9 protein-coding genes and 1 tRNA gene are annotated in these 17,190 nt (G+C 69.4%); 2 read left to right on the top strand and 8 right to left on the bottom strand.

What is annotated here, in order from left to right; genetic code table 11:
* Positions 1 to 580: 580 nt before the first annotated feature.
* Positions 581 to 874 (bottom strand): hypothetical protein, encoded by a 294-nt coding sequence (locus ACWD4G_RS37740; protein WP_451301774.1) that lies wholly within the window; start codon positions 872 to 874, stop codon positions 581 to 583.
* An 89-nt stretch (positions 875 to 963) separates the two neighbouring features.
* Between ACWD4G_RS37740 and ACWD4G_RS37735 the strand changes: the two genes are divergently transcribed.
* Both ACWD4G_RS37735 and ACWD4G_RS37730 read left to right on the top strand, forming a co-directional pair.
* Positions 964 to 1,614 carry a helix-turn-helix domain-containing protein gene (locus ACWD4G_RS37735; protein ID WP_451301772.1) on the top strand — a complete coding sequence of 217 codons (651 nt, stop codon included), beginning with the start codon at positions 964 to 966 and terminating at the stop codon, positions 1,612 to 1,614.
* Positions 1,611 to 3,233: a tyrosine-type recombinase/integrase gene (locus ACWD4G_RS37730; protein WP_451301770.1), complete on the top strand. Its 1,623-nt coding sequence runs from the start codon at positions 1,611 to 1,613 to the stop codon at positions 3,231 to 3,233. Before ACWD4G_RS37735 ends, ACWD4G_RS37730 begins: the two co-directional genes overlap by 4 nt.
* A gap of 112 nt (positions 3,234 to 3,345) precedes the next feature.
* On the opposite strand, the gene ACWD4G_RS37725 is transcribed toward ACWD4G_RS37730, so the two are convergent.
* The 7 genes from ACWD4G_RS37725 to topA all read right to left on the bottom strand — a co-directional run bounded on the left by ACWD4G_RS37725 (position 3,346) and on the right by topA (position 17,159).
* On the bottom strand, positions 3,346 to 5,940 hold the full coding sequence (locus tag ACWD4G_RS37725; RefSeq protein WP_451301768.1) for a hypothetical protein: 2,595 nt from the start codon (positions 5,938 to 5,940) through the stop codon (positions 3,346 to 3,348).
* Between the two features lie 346 nt (positions 5,941 to 6,286).
* Positions 6,287 to 6,925 (bottom strand): hypothetical protein, encoded by a 639-nt coding sequence (locus tag ACWD4G_RS37720; RefSeq protein ID WP_451301766.1) that lies wholly within the window; start codon positions 6,923 to 6,925, stop codon positions 6,287 to 6,289.
* 252 nt (positions 6,926 to 7,177) lie between these two features.
* Positions 7,178 to 7,254: transfer RNA gene (locus tag ACWD4G_RS37715), tRNA-Thr, on the bottom strand.
* Between the two features lie 123 nt (positions 7,255 to 7,377).
* A complete protein-coding gene (locus tag ACWD4G_RS37710; protein ID WP_451301764.1) occupies positions 7,378 to 8,973 on the bottom strand; it encodes an alpha/beta hydrolase in 1,596 nt (531 codons plus the stop codon).
* Between the two features lie 117 nt (positions 8,974 to 9,090).
* Entirely contained in the window at positions 9,091 to 10,296 is a 1,206-nt protein-coding gene (locus tag ACWD4G_RS37705; protein WP_451301762.1) for a DNA polymerase III subunit delta', read from the bottom strand.
* Positions 10,297 to 10,709: 413 nt separating this feature from the next.
* Complete coding sequence (tmk, locus tag ACWD4G_RS37700) at positions 10,710 to 14,009, bottom strand: dTMP kinase (protein ID WP_451301760.1); 3,300 nt, start codon at positions 14,007 to 14,009, stop codon at positions 10,710 to 10,712.
* A 285-nt stretch (positions 14,010 to 14,294) separates the two neighbouring features.
* On the bottom strand, positions 14,295 to 17,159 hold the full coding sequence (topA, locus tag ACWD4G_RS37695) for a type I DNA topoisomerase (RefSeq protein ID WP_451301758.1): 2,865 nt from the start codon (positions 17,157 to 17,159) through the stop codon (positions 14,295 to 14,297).
* Positions 17,160 to 17,190 lie beyond the last annotated feature (31 nt).

Here is a 17,190-nt window from a genome sequence, read left to right as displayed (position 1 = left end):
GGGCGAGTAGACCTTCATCACCATAAGAGATCCCTCCTCCCCGGCCCCTACCGGGGCCGGGCTCAGAGGTGTCCACCACCCGGGGACAGGTCCCGGCCTGGTACAGAGATCGCCGCCCGTTGCTCGCAGGATGGCGCGGGCTGTGCTGGGTACGAGGCCGGCTGACCCGCAGCGCCGTGGCAGCGCGGGGAGGCGTGCGCCGGCGGCTGACTGGCCCACCTTGGCGGGCGGCTCAGTTCGGAGTGGGCCCCAATCTGCCTCAGAGAGAGCGAGGTTCGCGGTTCTGGCGCGGATGTGTCCCGCCAGGGTTGCCGTGAGGTGCTGGTTGATGCAGCCCAAACCGCCTGTGTCGAACGGTGGTGAGGGCCGGTCGACGTCCACTGGACGTGCGCAGCGACGGCGGTGCAGGCTACTTGCGCACCCCATCGCCCGACGGCGGTTTGGAAGAGTGTGCGAGGCAGACAGTCGCCATCAAGAAGAGTCTGGCATGCACCCCCTCCGGTTCAGCCGTGGCCACGAGGGCATCGTGGGTCCCGTCCTGGCGATGTGGAGCAGTGATCGCCGCTCCACATCGCGCGTACTACGCGCACAGGTCGGCGCGACGAGCTTCCGCTGTGGTCTCGCCGCTGGGCGACGCTGCCGGATACTCCTCAATGCCGAGGATCCGGAGTAGATCCACGGTGAGCACCCGGTAGGCGTTGCCCAGGCGGAGCATCCTGCACGGGTACTCACCACGTTTGGCGAGCGAGTAACCCGTGCTGCGGCCTATGGACAGTGCCCGGTTGGCGGTGTCGAGGTCGACTGCGGCAGGCAGTGCCAGCAACTCCGCACGGGTCAGCCCCTGCACTCCACGAGCGCTCCCAGATGTTGCCACGACATACTCCGATCCTGCGGGGGCCTGTGCGAGCGAAATATGTACCACGGATGTTGCAGCCACATTTTTCAATGCCGTAAGTTGCATTCATGACACCAGATGACTGGGGTTCCCAGCTGACCACGCGGGTGGCGGAGCAGATCCGCCGCCACCGCAAGGCTGCCGGCCTTACCGTGGCGGAAGCGGCTGACGCCTGCAGCGCCCGTGGTCTCTCTGTACCGAAGACGACGATCACCAACCTGGAGACCGGACGCCGCAGCTCGGTCGACCTTGCCGAGTTCATCGTCCTGGCCGACGTCCTTGGTGTGCCGCCGATCGCCTTGCTCTTTCCTCTCGATACTGCGCCCACGGTGGATGTGCTCCCGGGCCAGCCGGTCCCGACCTGGGACGCTCTCGCATGGTTCACCGGCGAGACCGCTTCCCCCGAGGCCGCTCCCAAGGGCAGTCCCCGCGAACTGCTAGACGTCTTCCGGGCTCACAGCGACGCGGTGTCCGCCGCTCGGGCTTCAATGGCACTGGCCAAGGACCGACGCCGGATGGCCAACACCACGCTCAACCCCAATCGTCGGAAGGAGCTGTTGGAGGCTGCCACCGGATACGAGCAATTCGCCTTCGACGACGCCAGAGCGCTGCGCGAGTTCCGTAACACGATGCGTGAGCGCGGTCTCGTTCCCCCACAACTTCCCACCGAGCTCGCCTACATCGAACAGCCCGAGTCAGGCGACAGGGACGACGCGTGAACGGTAGTGCGACCCGGCGGTGCTCCTGCCGCAACCCCGAGACGGGAAAGAACTACGGCAGGGCTTGCCCGAAGCTCTCGAACAAGCGCCACGGCACCTGGGCGATACGCATCGAACTCGCCAATCGGGCCGACGGCACGCGCCGCGAGTTCCGTCGTAGCGGGTTCGCCACCTCGACTGAGGCCACGGACGAGCTGAAGAAGGTACGTGCTCTCCTGGACATCCCCGATTCGGATGACCCGGCCGGACAGCTGGCGGTCAGCGACATGCTGGAGAACTGCGCCAAGAGCAAGGAGCCGCTGCCGAACTACGACGAGACCCGTAGGCGGCTGGCGGCCGGGCAGGCGCTCAATCCCAAGATGACGGTGGCCGAGTGGCTGGACCTCTGGCTCGCCGGGAAGAAGCGTCTCCGCGTGGGCGGGCACAAGCGTTACGAGACGGACATCCGTGTCCACCTCAAGCCTCATCTTGGGGAGATACGGCTTGACCGGCTGAGCGTCCCCCACTTGGACAGGATGTTCGACTCCATCAACGAGATGAACATCGAGATCCAGGAGCAGAACGCGCAGCGGCGGGCTGCGCTCGACGAGCTGAAGGCCGTCCCCTGGAAGGGTGCGGAGAACCGTGCTCGTCGCGTGTGGTTGAAGGCCGCGATCGATGAGATGCCGGCCTTCCGCCGTGTCACCAGCGTCAATACGCAACACCACATCAAGGCCACGCTCCGGGCAGCGTTGAACACCGCCATCGCGCAACGGATCATCCCGAACTACAACCCCGCCGAGCATGTCGAGTTGGAGCCCGGCACCAAGCCGAAGGCCCTCGTCTGGACCGAGGAACGGGTGGCTCACTGGCGAGCCACCGGGATGAAGCCCTCGCCCGTGATGGTCTGGACTCCCGAGCAGACGGGAGCGTTCCTCGACTACATCGCTGGTGACCGCTTGGAGGCCATGTGGCGCATGATCGCCTTCCGGGGTCTGCGGCGCGGTGAGGGTTGTGGTCCTCGTTGGATCGACTACTCCGCCAAGGCCCGGTCGCTCACGGTCGCCACCCAGCTCGTGCAGGACGGCTGGGAGGTCCTCGAAGGCCCGCCGAAGACCAACAGCGGTATCCGCGTCATCCCTCTCGACGACGAGACTGTCGAACTCCTCGAAGCACACCGCCTGCGTCAGGAGAAGGAAAAGCGCGAGTTCGGCGAGGCGTGGAAGGACACCGGACGTATCTTCACCGAGGAGGATGGCGCCTGGCTGCACCCGGGCAAGATCTCTGATCTCTTCGAACGGCTCGTCGCTGCGGCCGGACTGCCGCCCATCCGTCTGCACGACCTCCGTCACGGCGCCGCGACTCTGATGCTCGCGGCCGGCATCGACATCAAGGTCGTCTCGGAAACCCTCGGGCACAGCGACACCCGCATCACCCGCGACATTTACCAGTCCGTCCTGGACGACCTCGCCCGCGCGGCGGCGGAGGCTGTGGTCAAGCTCGTGCCCCGTGCGCCTCGATCAATCCGCGCCGCGATCGAGAAGCGTGCCGTTCAGCCCGCTCCTGTCATCGGTACTGCGGATGGCTGCACATGTACGTGTACCTGCGGAGCCGCCCAGCAAGGGGCGATCACGGCATAGCGGGCTCATCTGCTACTCCGTCCCGCGGGGCTCTCCTTGCCAGGGGAGCCCCGCCCTGGCACCTGCTGAATCACCCAGGCCTCACACCGCTGCCCCTCCGGGCACTGTTTCCTCACTCGGACAGGTAGACCGAGTTCCGCAGCCACCCCACGGCCTTGAGGTCGTCGGCGAGCCATGAGTAAGCGAGGTTGGTCGCCGGCCGGGCCGATCCGGTCGGTAGGGAGATCATGTGGTGTGAGGCACGGCGGAAGACGGACCGGCGGTCTTGAAGGGGCGAGGGGTCGGTCGGGCCCTGGAGGAGGCGCGGTACGCTCCCGAGGCTGAAATCGACGTTGGGGGGCGCATCGTAGGGCTGGCCCACATCGGGAACGAGGGTGTAGTAGAGACTTCCGGCTTCTGGGTCATCGCCCTTGATGATCACCTGCCCCTCAGCACGCGCCGGCAGGATGCTGTACAGGCCGAGTGCGGCCCCGAAGCGGTGGAAGTTCTCGGTGACGAGGCCGCGGTAGCCGATGAGCGCCTGCTGGAACACCGCAGTCAGGATCGTGATCGTCAGCTCGGGGGAGTAGTCCTGCCACAGTCGCCGGTTGGCCGCGGCGGGCCGATCAGGGAGTGGCCACGGCGGGGACAGATGATCGCCCTCCAGCCCGTGCAGGCGGGCGTCGATCCAGCGGATGTCGTGCGAGTCGATCTCCGTGCCGCCGGTCCGCCACCGGGCCAGGACAGAGCGGTTGACCTGGACCATCATCTCGGCGACCACGGCTCGCAAATCCGCCAAGGGGATTACGCGGTCCCACCGCTGACGCTTGATCGTCATGATCAGCCGAGCCAGCAGCCACAGCCGCTCCCGCACCAGAGGAGAATCCGCAGGCAGTGGCAGGCGGCGTTGCGTCAGCATCCTGGCCAGGGGCTTGCTCAATCGGTCGCGGGACCACCGCCACCGCCCGAGGGGCCCGTCACGGAACGTGAATTGGATGCCCGAATTCCAGCCTGCAGCACGGGCACTGGTGCGCATGGCCTCGTCGGAAAGGTGGATCAGCTCCGGCTCCGTCGCCTCCCGGGCCTCGTAAAGAGCCATCCAGTCGCCGCGTAGCCGCACGCCCCACTGGACGAGCCGACCCTCGTGATGGCGTGCCAGATGCAGACCGCAGTCCCCGAAGCCCTCCAGGAACGCCTGCACAGCCCCGCGCAGCCACTGCCCAGCGGCCAGCGATGGGTCGGTGCCGTCCTCACCCAGCCCACCAGATGCCGCTGGGCCGTGGGAGCCGATCTCGTCGAGGACCCAGGACGCGGCAGCGGGATTAGTCCGGGCCAGGCGGAACATCCACTCTTCGGCGACTTCCCCAGGCGAGGTAGAGACAGCGAAGGCTATCGCGTATCGCCAGCTGGCGAACGAGCGGGCACCGGCGGCCTCCTCCAAAGCGACCCTGCCGGATCGCAGCGCGTGGGCGGCAAAGTGCTGCTCGAAGACGGGCAGGGCGAACCGCAACCCCGCTTCATCGTCGACCACCAGTCCGGTGTTGATCAGGGACCACACCTCCGGCTCGGTGCCGAACGATGCAGCCGGCACCGGCTCGGACGATGCGAGGATGCGCACGGCCAGCCGGGCGAGCCGATCCCAGGTCTGTTCGTCGGCCTCGGGCCGCTCGCGCGTGATGATGTCGGCGGCAAGGCCGGACAGAAGCCGCAGAGGGGAGACGTTGATGCTCTTGCCGCTGGAGATGCGGGCCGCCATGGCCAGCACGAGCAGCGGGCTGGTCAGCAGGTCGCGGGCCTCCGGCGTCCACACCGCGCGCGGCGGCTCCTGAGCGAGGACGCACTGCAAGAGGCCGACACCGCGCTCGACCGGCCACGGGGCGGCGGTGAGGAGCTCCTCGGCCGCCACGGACATCCCCGGCCGGCTGGTCGCCAGTACCCGCATACTCGGCCAGACGACTACCAGGCGCCGTGCCTCGTCCAGGAGCTGGTCGGCTTTCCGGGGTGGAAGGCTGTCGAGATCGTCGATGACCACCCGACACGGCAGCGTCGGGTCGCCTCCGATCACATCGGTAACCGCCGTCGCCAGCGTGGAGGTGATCGATCGGGCCGACAGCCATACAGGAACCTCGACATCGTCGTCGGCTTCGGCGACCTTCAGCCCCTCCTCCCACCAGCGCGCAGCGCGTTCGCTCTTGCCCGCGCCCATCGGCCCCACCAGCACCCGCACCTGGCCCTCGGGAACCACCAGCGCGGGCTCGGAGTGCTGCGACATCCATTCCAGGACCGCATCGCGCCGGTGCGTCGGGACAGGCCGCAGTTGCACCAGTCGGCGGGCATGAGCTTCCCGTCCGGCAAGCGCCAACGCCTCCTGCCGCGACCGCGACCGGGCAGAAAATGGCACCGCTTCGGCGACGGCCGCGGCGAGCTGCGCTGGTCCGAAGGAGCGCTCGATGACCTGCAGGACCTCGTCCTCCGTCAGCGGCCGCCCCACTGTCTCATCACATTCGCGCAGCTGGATCCGCTTCCACTCGCGCAGGAGATCAGCCGGGAACCGCTCAGGGAAGTCGTCGACCTCCTTGGCATGCGCCTGGCACATCAAGATCAGATTGGTCTCGCTGCGGTTCTCCTCCTCCGACATGTGCGGATCCCAACGGGGACCGTTCTCCCGGCGCGCGTGAATGTGCGCAACCTCGCTGTTGAGAACGCGCTCGCCGGTGTACGAGCTCACCCGGTACAGCGGCTCTGTGCACTCGGGGAAGCCACACCGCAAGGCCGTCCCATACAACTGCCGCACCGTGGTGAGAGTGGGGACCGAGTGCACTCGTCCACGCTTGCGGTGGGTCGCCTCGCCGCTCACCCGCCTAGTCCGTCCTATCGTCCCGTGTGCCAGTGTTGCTCCTGCGGCTCGCGGCGGCTGCCCCGTCGATGTGCGGTCCAGTGCCGGTTGCCGAGACCCAGGCGAGCCGTTCGACGGCGTCCTCGGCGCACATACTGAGCGTACGGCAGTGCGATCTATCGCATGAAGCTCAGCCGCACCAGAGGTGATATCTATCGCTCTCGGCCAGCTCGGGAGCTTAGTGGTCTGCTTGCTGCCGTATCTCACGCGCGAGAGCAGCATGGTGGCGCATGACGTTGATCGCACCGGCGTCCGTTTCTTGCTGTCCGTGCGGTTCACCGCACGGACAGACGCTCCAGCCGTCGGCCTGGACGCGGTCAGCCACAACCTCGACCAGCTGGGCCACCTCGTCGAGAACACCGACAGGGAGCTCTGCATGCCCGCCGGAGTGGTGCTTGACGAGAGCGGCGCCGATCTCCGTGGCGATGTCCAGGAGGTGCGCTGCTGCCGGGCCGTCTCCATTGAGGCTGGCGTACTTGCCAGCTTGCGAGACGGCCATGACCAAGTGGCCCAGAGACTCGATCGGCGAGTCGACGACGCGGTCGTCGATCCGCACCGGTCGCACGGCGTGCGGTGGGGCGCATCGGTGATCGTCCTCGGTGGCCGCCTTCATGATGACATCGGCGACGACCTCCGGGGTGACCAGGTGGACGGCCTCTTCCTCGCCCATGCCCACCTGCTTGGCCATCGCACTGACCATGTGTGCGACGACGCCCTGCACCGCTGTCGGCTCCACCTCGACTCCGTGGGTCAGCAGCACGGCGCTCGTCTGCGTCACGAGAGTCTTGAACGGGACGGTGTCCATCGCGTCTGTCACGGCCCCAAGCCTAGGAGGAACCGTTGGAGCGTTTCCACAAAGCGGGCTTGTTCGCGGGAGAGCATCACGGACTCCCCTGCCGGATACCTGCGCGGTTCTCCGCGCGCACCCCTTTGCACCCGCGCTGCGCTGATGCGCTCCCCTCGCGCACCCCTTGGATTTCGTGGCACAGGCCAGAGCACCGGTGTTGACCACAGAAGGGTCACCAGCAAGAGAAAACCCAGGTCAGACGGTGTCTGACCTGGGTTCGTCTGGAGCCGCCTTCGGGATTCGAACCCGAGACCTACGCATTACGAGTGCGTTGCTCTGGCCATCTGAGCTAAGGCGGCGTGCTGTCCGCACTATGGTGCGATCAGCGACGTCGGTAAGTCTACACAGTTTCCGGGGTGCTCCCGACCATGGCCCGGAGCACCCCGGACGCCGACCGACCCAACGCCCGGCGCGGCCACGCATCAGCCCTGTGAGCAGCGCTTTCCGTCGGTTGGGGGCGTTCCGCGGAGCAGATACGTATTGATCGCGGAGTCGATGCACGCACTGCCCCGCCCATACGCGGTGTGACCGTCGCCGTCATATGTGAGAAGCCGGCCGGAGGAGAGCTGGGAGGAGAGGGCCTGGGCCCAGCGGTAGGGAGTGGCCGGGTCCCGGGTCGTGCCCACGACCACGATCGGGTCGGCCCCCTTGGCCTCGATGCGATGCGGCTCCCCCGTCGCCCTGACCGGCCAGTACGCACAGTTCAGGGAGGCCCACGCCAGCGCCCGGCCGAAGACGGGCGAGGCCTTCTCGAAGGCGGGGAGCGCCTGTTCGACCTGCTCGGGGCCGGCGTAGGCGGGCGGCAGGTCGAGGCAGTTCACGGCGGCGTTGGCGTACATCAGATTGGAGTAGCGGCCACCGGGATCGCGTTCGTAGTAACTGTCCGAGAGGGCGAGCAGCCCGGCGCCGTCGTCGTCCCGAACGACCTCGGTCAGCGCCTGGCGCAACCGCGGCCAGCTCCCCTCGTCGTACATCGCCGCGATCACCCCGGTCGTGGCCAGCGACTCCCCGAGCCGTCGGCCGTCGGGGTCCCTGGTCGGAACCGGCCGTGCGTCCAGCCGTTGGAACAAGCTCCGCAGGTTCTCGCCGACCTGCTCGCTCGTCCGTCCCAGCGGACAGTCCTTCCACCCCGCGCAGTCCTTCGCGAAGGCCTCGAACGCCGTCTCGAACCCCGCCGTCTGCTCCTGGTTGAGCCGGTCGGCGGGCAGCGACGGGTCCAGCGCCCCGTCCAGCACCAGCCGCCCCACCCGCTCGGGGAACAGCCCCGCGTACGTGGCCCCCAGCAGCGTCCCGTACGAGGCGCCGACGTAGGTCAGCTTCTCGTCGCCCAGCACCGCGCGCAGGATGTCCATGTCACGCGCCGCCTCCACCGTGGACATGTGCCGCAGCAGCTTCGGCGCCCGCGCCCCGCACCCCTCCGCGAACCTCTTGTACGAGGCGACCAGCGCCGTCTTCTCCCCCTCGTCGTCCGGCGTCAGATCGGTCTGCGTGTAGGCGTCCATCTGGCGCCCCGTCAGGCATTGGACCGGCTCGCTGCCGGCCACGCCTCGCGGGTCGACGGCGACCATGTCGTACCGGGCACGCACCTGGGCCGGATACCCGATCCCCGCGTACCCCTGGACGTAGCCGACCGCCGAGCCGCCCGGCCCACCCGGGTTGACCAGCAGCGACCCGAGCCGTTTCCCCGGCCCGGTGGCCTTCTTCCGTGCGACCGCCAGCCTGACGTCCCCCTCGGTCGGCTTCGCGTAGTCGAGGGGTGCCCGCATCGTGGCGCACTGGAACCCGGACACCTCGCAGTCGCGCCACGTCAGCTTCTGCCCGTAATAGGGGGCCAGCGCGGACGGCGTGGCACGAGGCAGAGCGGCGAGCCGCGCGGAGCCGGCCCCGTCCGCGGCCCTGGCCGCCGCCCCACCCGATTCACCGGAGGAACAAGCCGAGACAAGCAGCGCGGCAGCGGCCAACAACGTGCCGCCGGTACGCAAGGACCGTTTCGGCCGGAAAGTACGCCTGGTGTGCATCTCGCGAGCGTAACCACCCGCACCCCGATGATCACGGTCAGCAACGAATCGCGCTCGTACGAGTGACATGGTCAACCCACCGGCCCGGGTCTTCCCCTTACGGGTCGCAACCGGCGGTCACCCGGCCCGCAGGGCCATCGTCATCGCCTCCACGGCCAGCAACGGCGCCACATTGCGGTCCAACGCCTCGCGGCACTCGGCGATCGCGTCGATCCGCCGCAGAGTCGACTCGGCCGTCCCGGCCCGGGCCATACGCTCCAGGGCGTCCTGCACCTCGACGTTGGCGAGGGCGACCCGCGATCCCAGCTGCAGGGCGAGCACATCCCGATAGAACCCGGTGAGTTCGGTCAGCGCCAGATCCAGACTGTCCCGCTGCGCACGCGTACGGCGCCGCTTCTGCTTGTCCTCCAGATCCTTCATCACGCCCGCGGTCCCACGAGGCATCCGCCCCCCTTGCGAGGCCCCGAGCGCGGCCTTCAGCTCCTCGGTCTCTTTCGTGTCGACCTCTTCGGCAAGCTGCTTGGACTCCTCCGACGCGGCGTCCACCAACTCCTGCGCGGCCTTCAGACACCCCCCGATGTCCTCGACCCGCAACGGCAGCTTCAGCACGGCGGCCCGCCGCTCCCGCGCCCGGGGGTCGGTGGCCAGTCGCCGGGCCCGCTCGATATGCCCCTGTGTGGCCCGAGCCGCCCGCGCGGCGGCGTCCGGTTCGATGCCGTCACGCCGTACGAGCATGTCGGCCACGGCATCCACCGAGGGCGTGAGCAGCCCGACGTGCCGGCACCGCGACCGGATGGTCGGCAGCACATCCTCCAGCGAAGGCGCGCACAGCAGCCACACCGTTCGCGGAGCGGGCTCTTCCACGGCCTTCAGCACCGCGTTCGCCGACTTCTCGTTCAGCCGCTCGGCGTCCTCGACGAGGATGATCTGCCAGCGCCCGTTGGCAGGCGACGTGAACGACTTCCTCACGGTGTCCCGCATGTCCTCGGCGAGGATCTGCGTCCCCACGGCCGCCACCGTGGTCACATCGGCATGCGTCCCCACCAGTGCCGTATGGCACCCGTCGCAGAACCCGCACCCGGGGCTCCCACCGAGCGCCCGGTCCGGGCTCACACACTGCAACGCCGCCGCGAACGCCCGCGCCGCCGTGTTCCGCCCGGACCCCGGCGGCCCGGTGAACAACCACGCGTGCGTCATCTTCGACGCCTCCGGAGCGGGCTCCCCCTTCCCGGCCGCGCTGACGATGACATCGGCATCCCGAGCCGCAGCATCCAACTGCGCACTGAGCCGCCCCTGCCCCACCAGCTCGTCCCACACAGTCACGACCCACCGCCCTCAGCGCCACAACACGTCCGCTCCCCCATTCTGCGCGACCCCACTGACACACCCGCCCACTCCACCCACCAAGCACCCGAAACCGGGGCAGGGCGGAGCAGGAACTGGTCGCGCACAAGACCGACAGATACGCGGGACACGGGACACGGGGAGGGGAGGCAGACAGGTGGAGGCGGACAGAGGCGGGGCAGCCGCGTACGGACGGAAGGGGCCGGGCCGGTGTGTCCTATGTCCGTCGCGTACAGCCGGCTCAGCAAAGTTCATGCCTCTCGACCCCCGAGCAGTACGTCCGCCTGCGACGGACTGACACACCGGCCCGGCCCCGCCCCACCCACGCACCCTCAGGCGCACCGCCCAATCACCGGCCAAGCGCTTGGCCGGCCCTCGGCCCCGCCAACACCTCAGCGGCGACGCCGCCGCCCCCACCCCTCCTCGGGATCATCCTCCGCATGCGGCCCCAACAACTCATCCGCCAACGTCGGCAGATCGTCCAACGGCGTCTCCTCGGCCCAATCGGACCGCTGCCGCCGCCGAGGCACCCCCTCCGCGTCGACCTGAGGCAACTCCCGAGTCCGCTCCTCGGCCCCCTCGGCCTCCTCGGCGCCGTCGCCCCGCTCATCCCGGAAGAACCCGGGCGGCACCAGATCGTCCCGCACCGGCGGAAGCACAGCCGTCTCATCGACCGCCCCCGAAGGCACCTGCGGCAACACCGCGGTCTCATCCTCGGACGGCACCGCCCCAGAACCCGCTCCAGCACCAGCTCCAGAACCCGCCCCGGCCCCCACAGGCGGCACCGGCGGCTTGGGCAACTTCGCCGTCACCTCAGAATCCGCCCCGGCCACCCCCTCAGCAGCCGCCCCCGGCCGCACAACCGGCGTAGGCACGGTAGCCACATCATCGACCCCACGCCGAGCGGCCGCAGCAGCCCGAGCAGCCGCCGCAGCGGCAGCCGCAGCCCTCTCAGCCTCGGCGGCCCTCTCCGCAGCGGCCACCCTCTCCGCCTCAGCGGCGGCCCTCCCCGCGGCAGCGGCCCTCTCCTCGGCGGCCGCCCTCTCCGCAGCGGCCGCCTTCTCCGCCGCAGCCCGAGCGACCTCCGCGGCAGCGGACTCCTCGGCCAGCCGCCGAGCCTCCTCGGCCCGAAGCAGCGCTTCCTCCGCCTTCCGCTGCTTCTCCAGACGGCGAGCCTCCGCCTCCTCACGCAGCCGCTGCTCCTCGGCCGCCTGCTGACGCCGCCGCTCCTCCTCGGCCCTCCGCCGTTCCTCGGCCTCGGCCCGAGCCTTCTCCTCCGCGAGCAGCCGAGCCCGCTCCTCCTCGGCCCTGCGCTGCGCTTCCTCGGCCCGCCGCCGAGCCTCCTCGGCCTGCCGCTCGGCCTCCCGCCGCTGAGCCTCCTCCAGCTCGCGCCGCTTGCGCTCTTCCTCCTCGGCCCGCAGTCGTGCGAGCTCTTCCTGCCGTTCCCGCTCCAGCCGCTCTTCCTCGGCCTTGCGCCGGGCCTCCTCCTCGGCCTTCCTGCGCGCTTCTTCCTCGGCCTTGCGCCGGGCCTCCTCCTGGGCCTCCACCTCGGCCTCGGACAGCGGCAGCATCACATCCAGCCGATGCCGGATCACCGTCGTCACGGCCTCGGGAGCCTGCGCGCCGTCAACGACCAGATACCGCCCGGCGTCGGCCGCGGCCAGCGTCAGGAACCCGGACCGCACCCGCTCATGGAACTCGGCCGGCTCCGACTCCAGCCGATCCGGCGCCTCCGTGAACCGCTCCCTCGCCGCCTCCGGCGACACATCCAGCAGCACGGTCAGATGCGGCACCAGCCCGTCCGTCGCCCATCGCGAGATCCGGGCGATCTCAGTCGGCGAGAGATCCCGCCCGGCCCCTTGATAGGCCACGGACGAATCGATGTACCGATCCGAGATGACGACGGCGCCCCGCTCCAGCGCGGGCCGCACAACGGTGTCCACGTGCTCGGCCCGATCGGCGGCGTACAACAACGCCTCGGCCCGATGCGACAGCCCGGCGCTGCTGACGTCCAACAGAATCGACCGCAGCCGCTTGCCCACCGGAGTGGCCCCCGGCTCGCGTGTGACGACGACCTCGTGACCTTTGGCCCGGACCCACTCGGCGAGCGCCTCGACCTGGGTGGACTTCCCGGCCCCGTCACCGCCCTCCAGCGCGATGAAGAACCCGGAGGCCGCAGGCGCCTGAACAGGATCATCGCCCTTGAGCAGCGCGTCCCGCAGATCATGCCGCAACGGCACCCCGGACCGGTCGTCGACCTTGGCGAGCACCAGCGCCGCCACCGGCAGCAGCAGGGCACCCACCAGCATCAACGTGAACGCCGCGCCGCCGTGCGCGAAGACGAACTTCCCGCTCTCCAGCCGATGCGGCCCGATCAGCGCGGCGAACAGCGGCGCCACGATCACGGCCAGCGCCACGAACACCCGTACGACGGCATGCAGATGCTCGGTCGTCCGCCCCCGCCGGAAGTCCTCTGCCTCCTGATCGAGCAGCGTGTGCCCGGTGTTGGCCGCGATCCCGGCCCCGACACCCGCGAGCCCCAGGATCAGCACCACGCTCGTGACATCCGGCACCAGCCCGGCGGCCAGCAACGCCACACCCGTGAAGGCGACGGCCAGAGCGAGCAACCGCCGCCGCGACAGCGCGGGCAGCACGGCGGGCGCCCGCCGAATCCCGAGCACGACCCCACCGGTCAGCGCGACGACGAACAACCCGTACGTGACCGGACCGCCACCCAGGTCCTTGGCATGCAGTACGGCAACGGCGACGGCGGCGGCGATGGCACCGGCCACCGCCCCGCACGCGGGCACCAGTATCGGAATCGCCCCGGTACGCCCCTTGTCGAGCCCGGTCCCCGACTTGGGCCGGCGCAGTCCCTCAAGCGGCGACCGCGCGCGCGGCGTACGCGTCTTCGGCAGTTCCAGGAAGGTCACCACGGACAGCGAGGCGGCGAAGAGCCCGGCGGCGACGTACGACGCGAGCGCGGCCTGGTGCTGCCCGAACCAGTCGATACCGGCGCCCAGCACATTGTTGAGCAGCGACGCGACGACGAGCCCGGCGGCGGCGAGGGGCACGGCCACGAAGCCCGTACGCAGCGACAGGCGCCGCAGCGCGTCCATGTGGTCCGGCAGCGGTCGTACGGTCGCGCCCTCCAGCGGCGGCGCGGGCAGCAGCGCGGGCGCCGCGCTCTCCCGGCACACCGTCCAGAACCGCTCGGCGACACCGGCCACGAACACGGTCACGAGCAGCACGGCGAGCGCGTTGTCCGGCGTCCAGTCGATCCACAGGGGTGCCACGATCAGCAGCAGCGCCCTCAGCCCGTCGGCCCCGACCATGGTCCAGCGTCGGTCGAGGGGCCCGTCCTGCGAGGTCAGCGAGGTGAGCGGCCCGAGAAGTACGGCGCCGAAGAGCAGCGTCGCGAGCGCACGCGTACCGAACACGGCCGCCACCGTCAGCGCGACCCCCCGGTACCCACCCCCGAAGGAGCCCTCGGCAATGGCGGTCTGCACCACGAGCAGCACCAGCACGAACAGCGCGAGCACATCGCCCACGCCGCCCACAAGCTGTGCGCTCCACAACCGCTTGAGCTGCGGCTGACGCAACAACGCGCGCACCGCGCGCTCCCTGGAATCCGCTGCCAGGGCGTCGTCAGGGGCCGAAGTCTGGTCCGTCGGCTGCTCGCCTCGCATCATGCTTTCAGCCTATCGGCCCCCACCGACACCCCGAACCGACGCCCAAACGCACCCACACCGCACACCCAACCCGCACAAACAGCGCAGGCCAGGCAAAGCAAGGGTGAAGATTCCGGCCACCGACCAGCACGGGCGCCCCTCAAGAGGCGCGGAGCGCTGTGCGAAGCCACGCTCCGCAGCAGCCAAGTCAGGGGCGCGGGGCTGTATCGACTTGCGGCTCCGCCGCGTGGGCGCGACAAGCCACAACGAACCGGCAGCCGCCAACTCACCCGAACCCCCGAGCTCCTAGGCGTCCGGCACAACCTTCTTCGCCGCCACCTTCTTGGCAGGCGCCGCCTTCTTCGCCGCCGCCGTCTTGGAAGCGGCGGCCGTCTTCTTGGCCGCGACCTTCTTCGCAGGCGCCGCCTTCTTGGCGGCGGCCTTGGTCGCCGTCTTCTTCGCCGGCGCCTTCTTCGCGGTCTTCTTGGCGGGAGCCTTCGCCCGCTTCTCCGCCAGCAGCTCGAACCCACGCTCGGGCGTGATCGCCTCCACGCTGTCCCCGGACCGCAGCGTCGCGTTGGTCTCACCATCGGTGACGTACGGCCCGAACCGCCCGTCCTTCACCACGACCGGCTTCCCGCTGACCGGGTCGGAGCCCAGTTCCTTGAGCGGCGGCTTGGCCGCGGCCCGCCCCCGCTGCTTGGGCTGCGAGTAGATCTCCAGCGCCTCTTCGAGGGTGATCGTGAAGAGCTGTTCCTCCGACTGCAGCGAACGCGAGTCCGTGCCCTTCTTCAGATACGGCCCGTACCGCCCGTTCTGCGCGGTGATCTCCTGCCCCTCGGCGTCGGCGCCGACGACTCGCGGCAGCGACATCAGCTTCAGCGCGTCGTCCAGTGTGACCGTGTCCAGGGACATCGACTTGAACAGCGAGGCGGTACGCGGCTTGACCGCGTTCTTGCCGGTCTTGGGCGTGCCCTCGGGAAGGATCTCCGTGACGTACGGCCCGTAGCGCCCGTCCTTGGCGACGATCTGGTGCCCGGTCGCGGGGTCGGCCCCCAGTTCGAAGTCACCGCTGGGCTTGGCCAGCAGTTCCTCGGCCAGTTCGACGGACAGCTCGTCGGGGGCCAGGTCGTCGGGGATGTCGGCGCGCTGATGCCCCTCGGCGTCCTTCTCACCGCGCTCGATGTACGGCCCGTAGCGCCCGACGCGCAGCACGATGTCGTTGCCGACGGGGAACGACGACACCTCGCGCGCGTCGATCGCGCCCAGGTCGGTGACCAGTTCCTTCAGACCACCGAGGTGATCCCCGTCACCGTTGCCGGCCTCGGCCGCGCTTCCGTTGGCCCCCTCCGCGACGGAGTCGCTATCAGATGCGGCCTCGCCGAAGTAGAACCGCTTCAGCCACGGCACCGACTGGGCCTCGCCCCGCGCGATGCGGTCGAGGTCGTCCTCCATCTTGGCGGTGAAGTCGTAGTCGACGAGCCGCCCGAAGTGCTTCTCCAGCAGGTTGACCACAGCGAAGCTCAAGAACGACGGCACAAGGGCCGTGCCCTTCTTGAAGACGTACCCCCGGTCCAGGATCGTCCCGATGATCGACGCGTACGTCGACGGGCGGCCGATCTCGCGCTCTTCGAGCTCCTTGACCAGCGAGGCCTCGGTGTAGCGGGCGGGCGGCTTGGTGGCGTGCCCGTCGACGGTGATCTCCTCGGCGGAGAGCGGGTCGCCCTCGCTCACCTGCGGCAACCGGCGCTCGCGGTCGTCCAGCTCGGCGTTCGGGTCGTCGGCGCCCTCGACGTACGCCTTGAGGAAGCCGTGGAAGGTGATCGTCTTGCCGGAGGCGCTGAATTCGGCGTCCCGGCCGTCGGAGGTGGTGCCGCCGATCTTGACGGTGACGCTGTTGCCGGTCGCGTCCTTCATCTGGGAGGCGACCGTCCGCTTCCAGATCAGCTCGTAGAGCTTGAACTGCTCGCCGGTCAGCCCGGTCTCGGCCGGCGTGCGGAAACGATCACCCGAGGGCCGGATCGCCTCGTGCGCCTCCTGCGCGTTCTTGACCTTCCCGGCGTACGTACGCGGGGCGGACGGCAGATAGTCGGCGCCGTAGAGCTGGGTGACCTGGGCACGGGCGGCGGCGATCGCGGTGTCGCTGAGCGTCGTGGAGTCCGTACGCATGTACGTGATGAAGCCGTTCTCGTACAGCTTCTGGGCGATCTGCATGGTCGCCTTGGCGCCGAAGCCGAGCTTGCGGCTGGCCTCCTGCTGGAGGGTCGTCGTCCGGAAGGGCGCGTACGGCGAGCGGCGGTACGGCTTGGACTCGACGGACCGGACGGAGAAGCGCGTGTTCTCCAGGGCGGCGGCCAGCGCACGCGCGTTCGCCTCGTCGAGGTGCAGGACGTTCGCGCCCTTGAGCTGCCCCAGCGAGTCGAAGTCACGGCCCTGGGCGACGCGGCGGCCGTCGACCGACTGCAGACGGGCGACCAGGGAGGACGGGTCGGAGGCGTCACCGGTACGGCCGGTGGCGAAGGTGCCGGTGAGGTCCCAGTACTCGGCCGAGCGGAACGCGATGCGCTCGCGCTCCCGCTCCACGACCAGCCGGGTCGCGACCGACTGGACGCGGCCGGCCGACAGACGCGGCATGACCTTCTTCCACAGGACCGGCGAGACCTCGTAGCCGTAGAGGCGGTCGAGGATACGGCGGGTCTCCTGGGCGTCGACCAGCTTCTGGTTGAGCTCGCGCGGGTTGGCGACGGCGGCCTGGATCGCGGCCTTGGTGATCTCGTGGAAGACCATCCGCTTGACCGGGACCTTGGGCTTGAGGACCTCCTGGAGGTGCCAGGCGATGGCCTCCCCCTCGCGGTCCTCATCGGTGGCGAGGAAGAGCTCGTCGGAGTCCTTCAGCAGGTCCTTGAGCTTCTTGACCTGCGCCTTCTTGTCCGCGTTGACCACATAGACGGGCTGGAAGTCATGCTCGACGTCCACGCCGAGGCGGCGTACCTCGCCGGTGTACTTCTCGGGCACCTCCGCGGCGCCGTTGGGAAGGTCGCGGATGTGCCCCACGCTCGCCTCGACGATGTAGCCGGGGCCGAGATAGCCCTTGATCGTCTTCGCCTTGGCAGGCGACTCGACGATGACGAGTCGGCGGCCGCCCTTCGCGGTCTCGCTGGTCGGGGACAACTTCGCTCTTCTCTCCGGTCGACGCTGGGTC

It is taken from the genome of Streptomyces sp. NPDC002643 (assembly GCF_053592555.1).
This window is presented reverse-complemented; position numbering and strand designations above follow the sequence as displayed.

Coding starts and splice junctions, on each gene's coding strand:
- ACWD4G_RS37735 (WP_451301772.1), top strand. CDS start 964: ATGACACCAGATGACTGGGGTTCCCAGCTGACCACGCGGGTGGCGGAG.
- ACWD4G_RS37710 (WP_451301764.1), bottom strand. CDS start 8,973: ATGCACACCAGGCGTACTTTCCGGCCGAAACGGTCCTTGCGTACCGGC.
- tmk (WP_451301760.1), bottom strand. CDS start 14,009: ATGATGCGAGGCGAGCAGCCGACGGACCAGACTTCGGCCCCTGACGAC.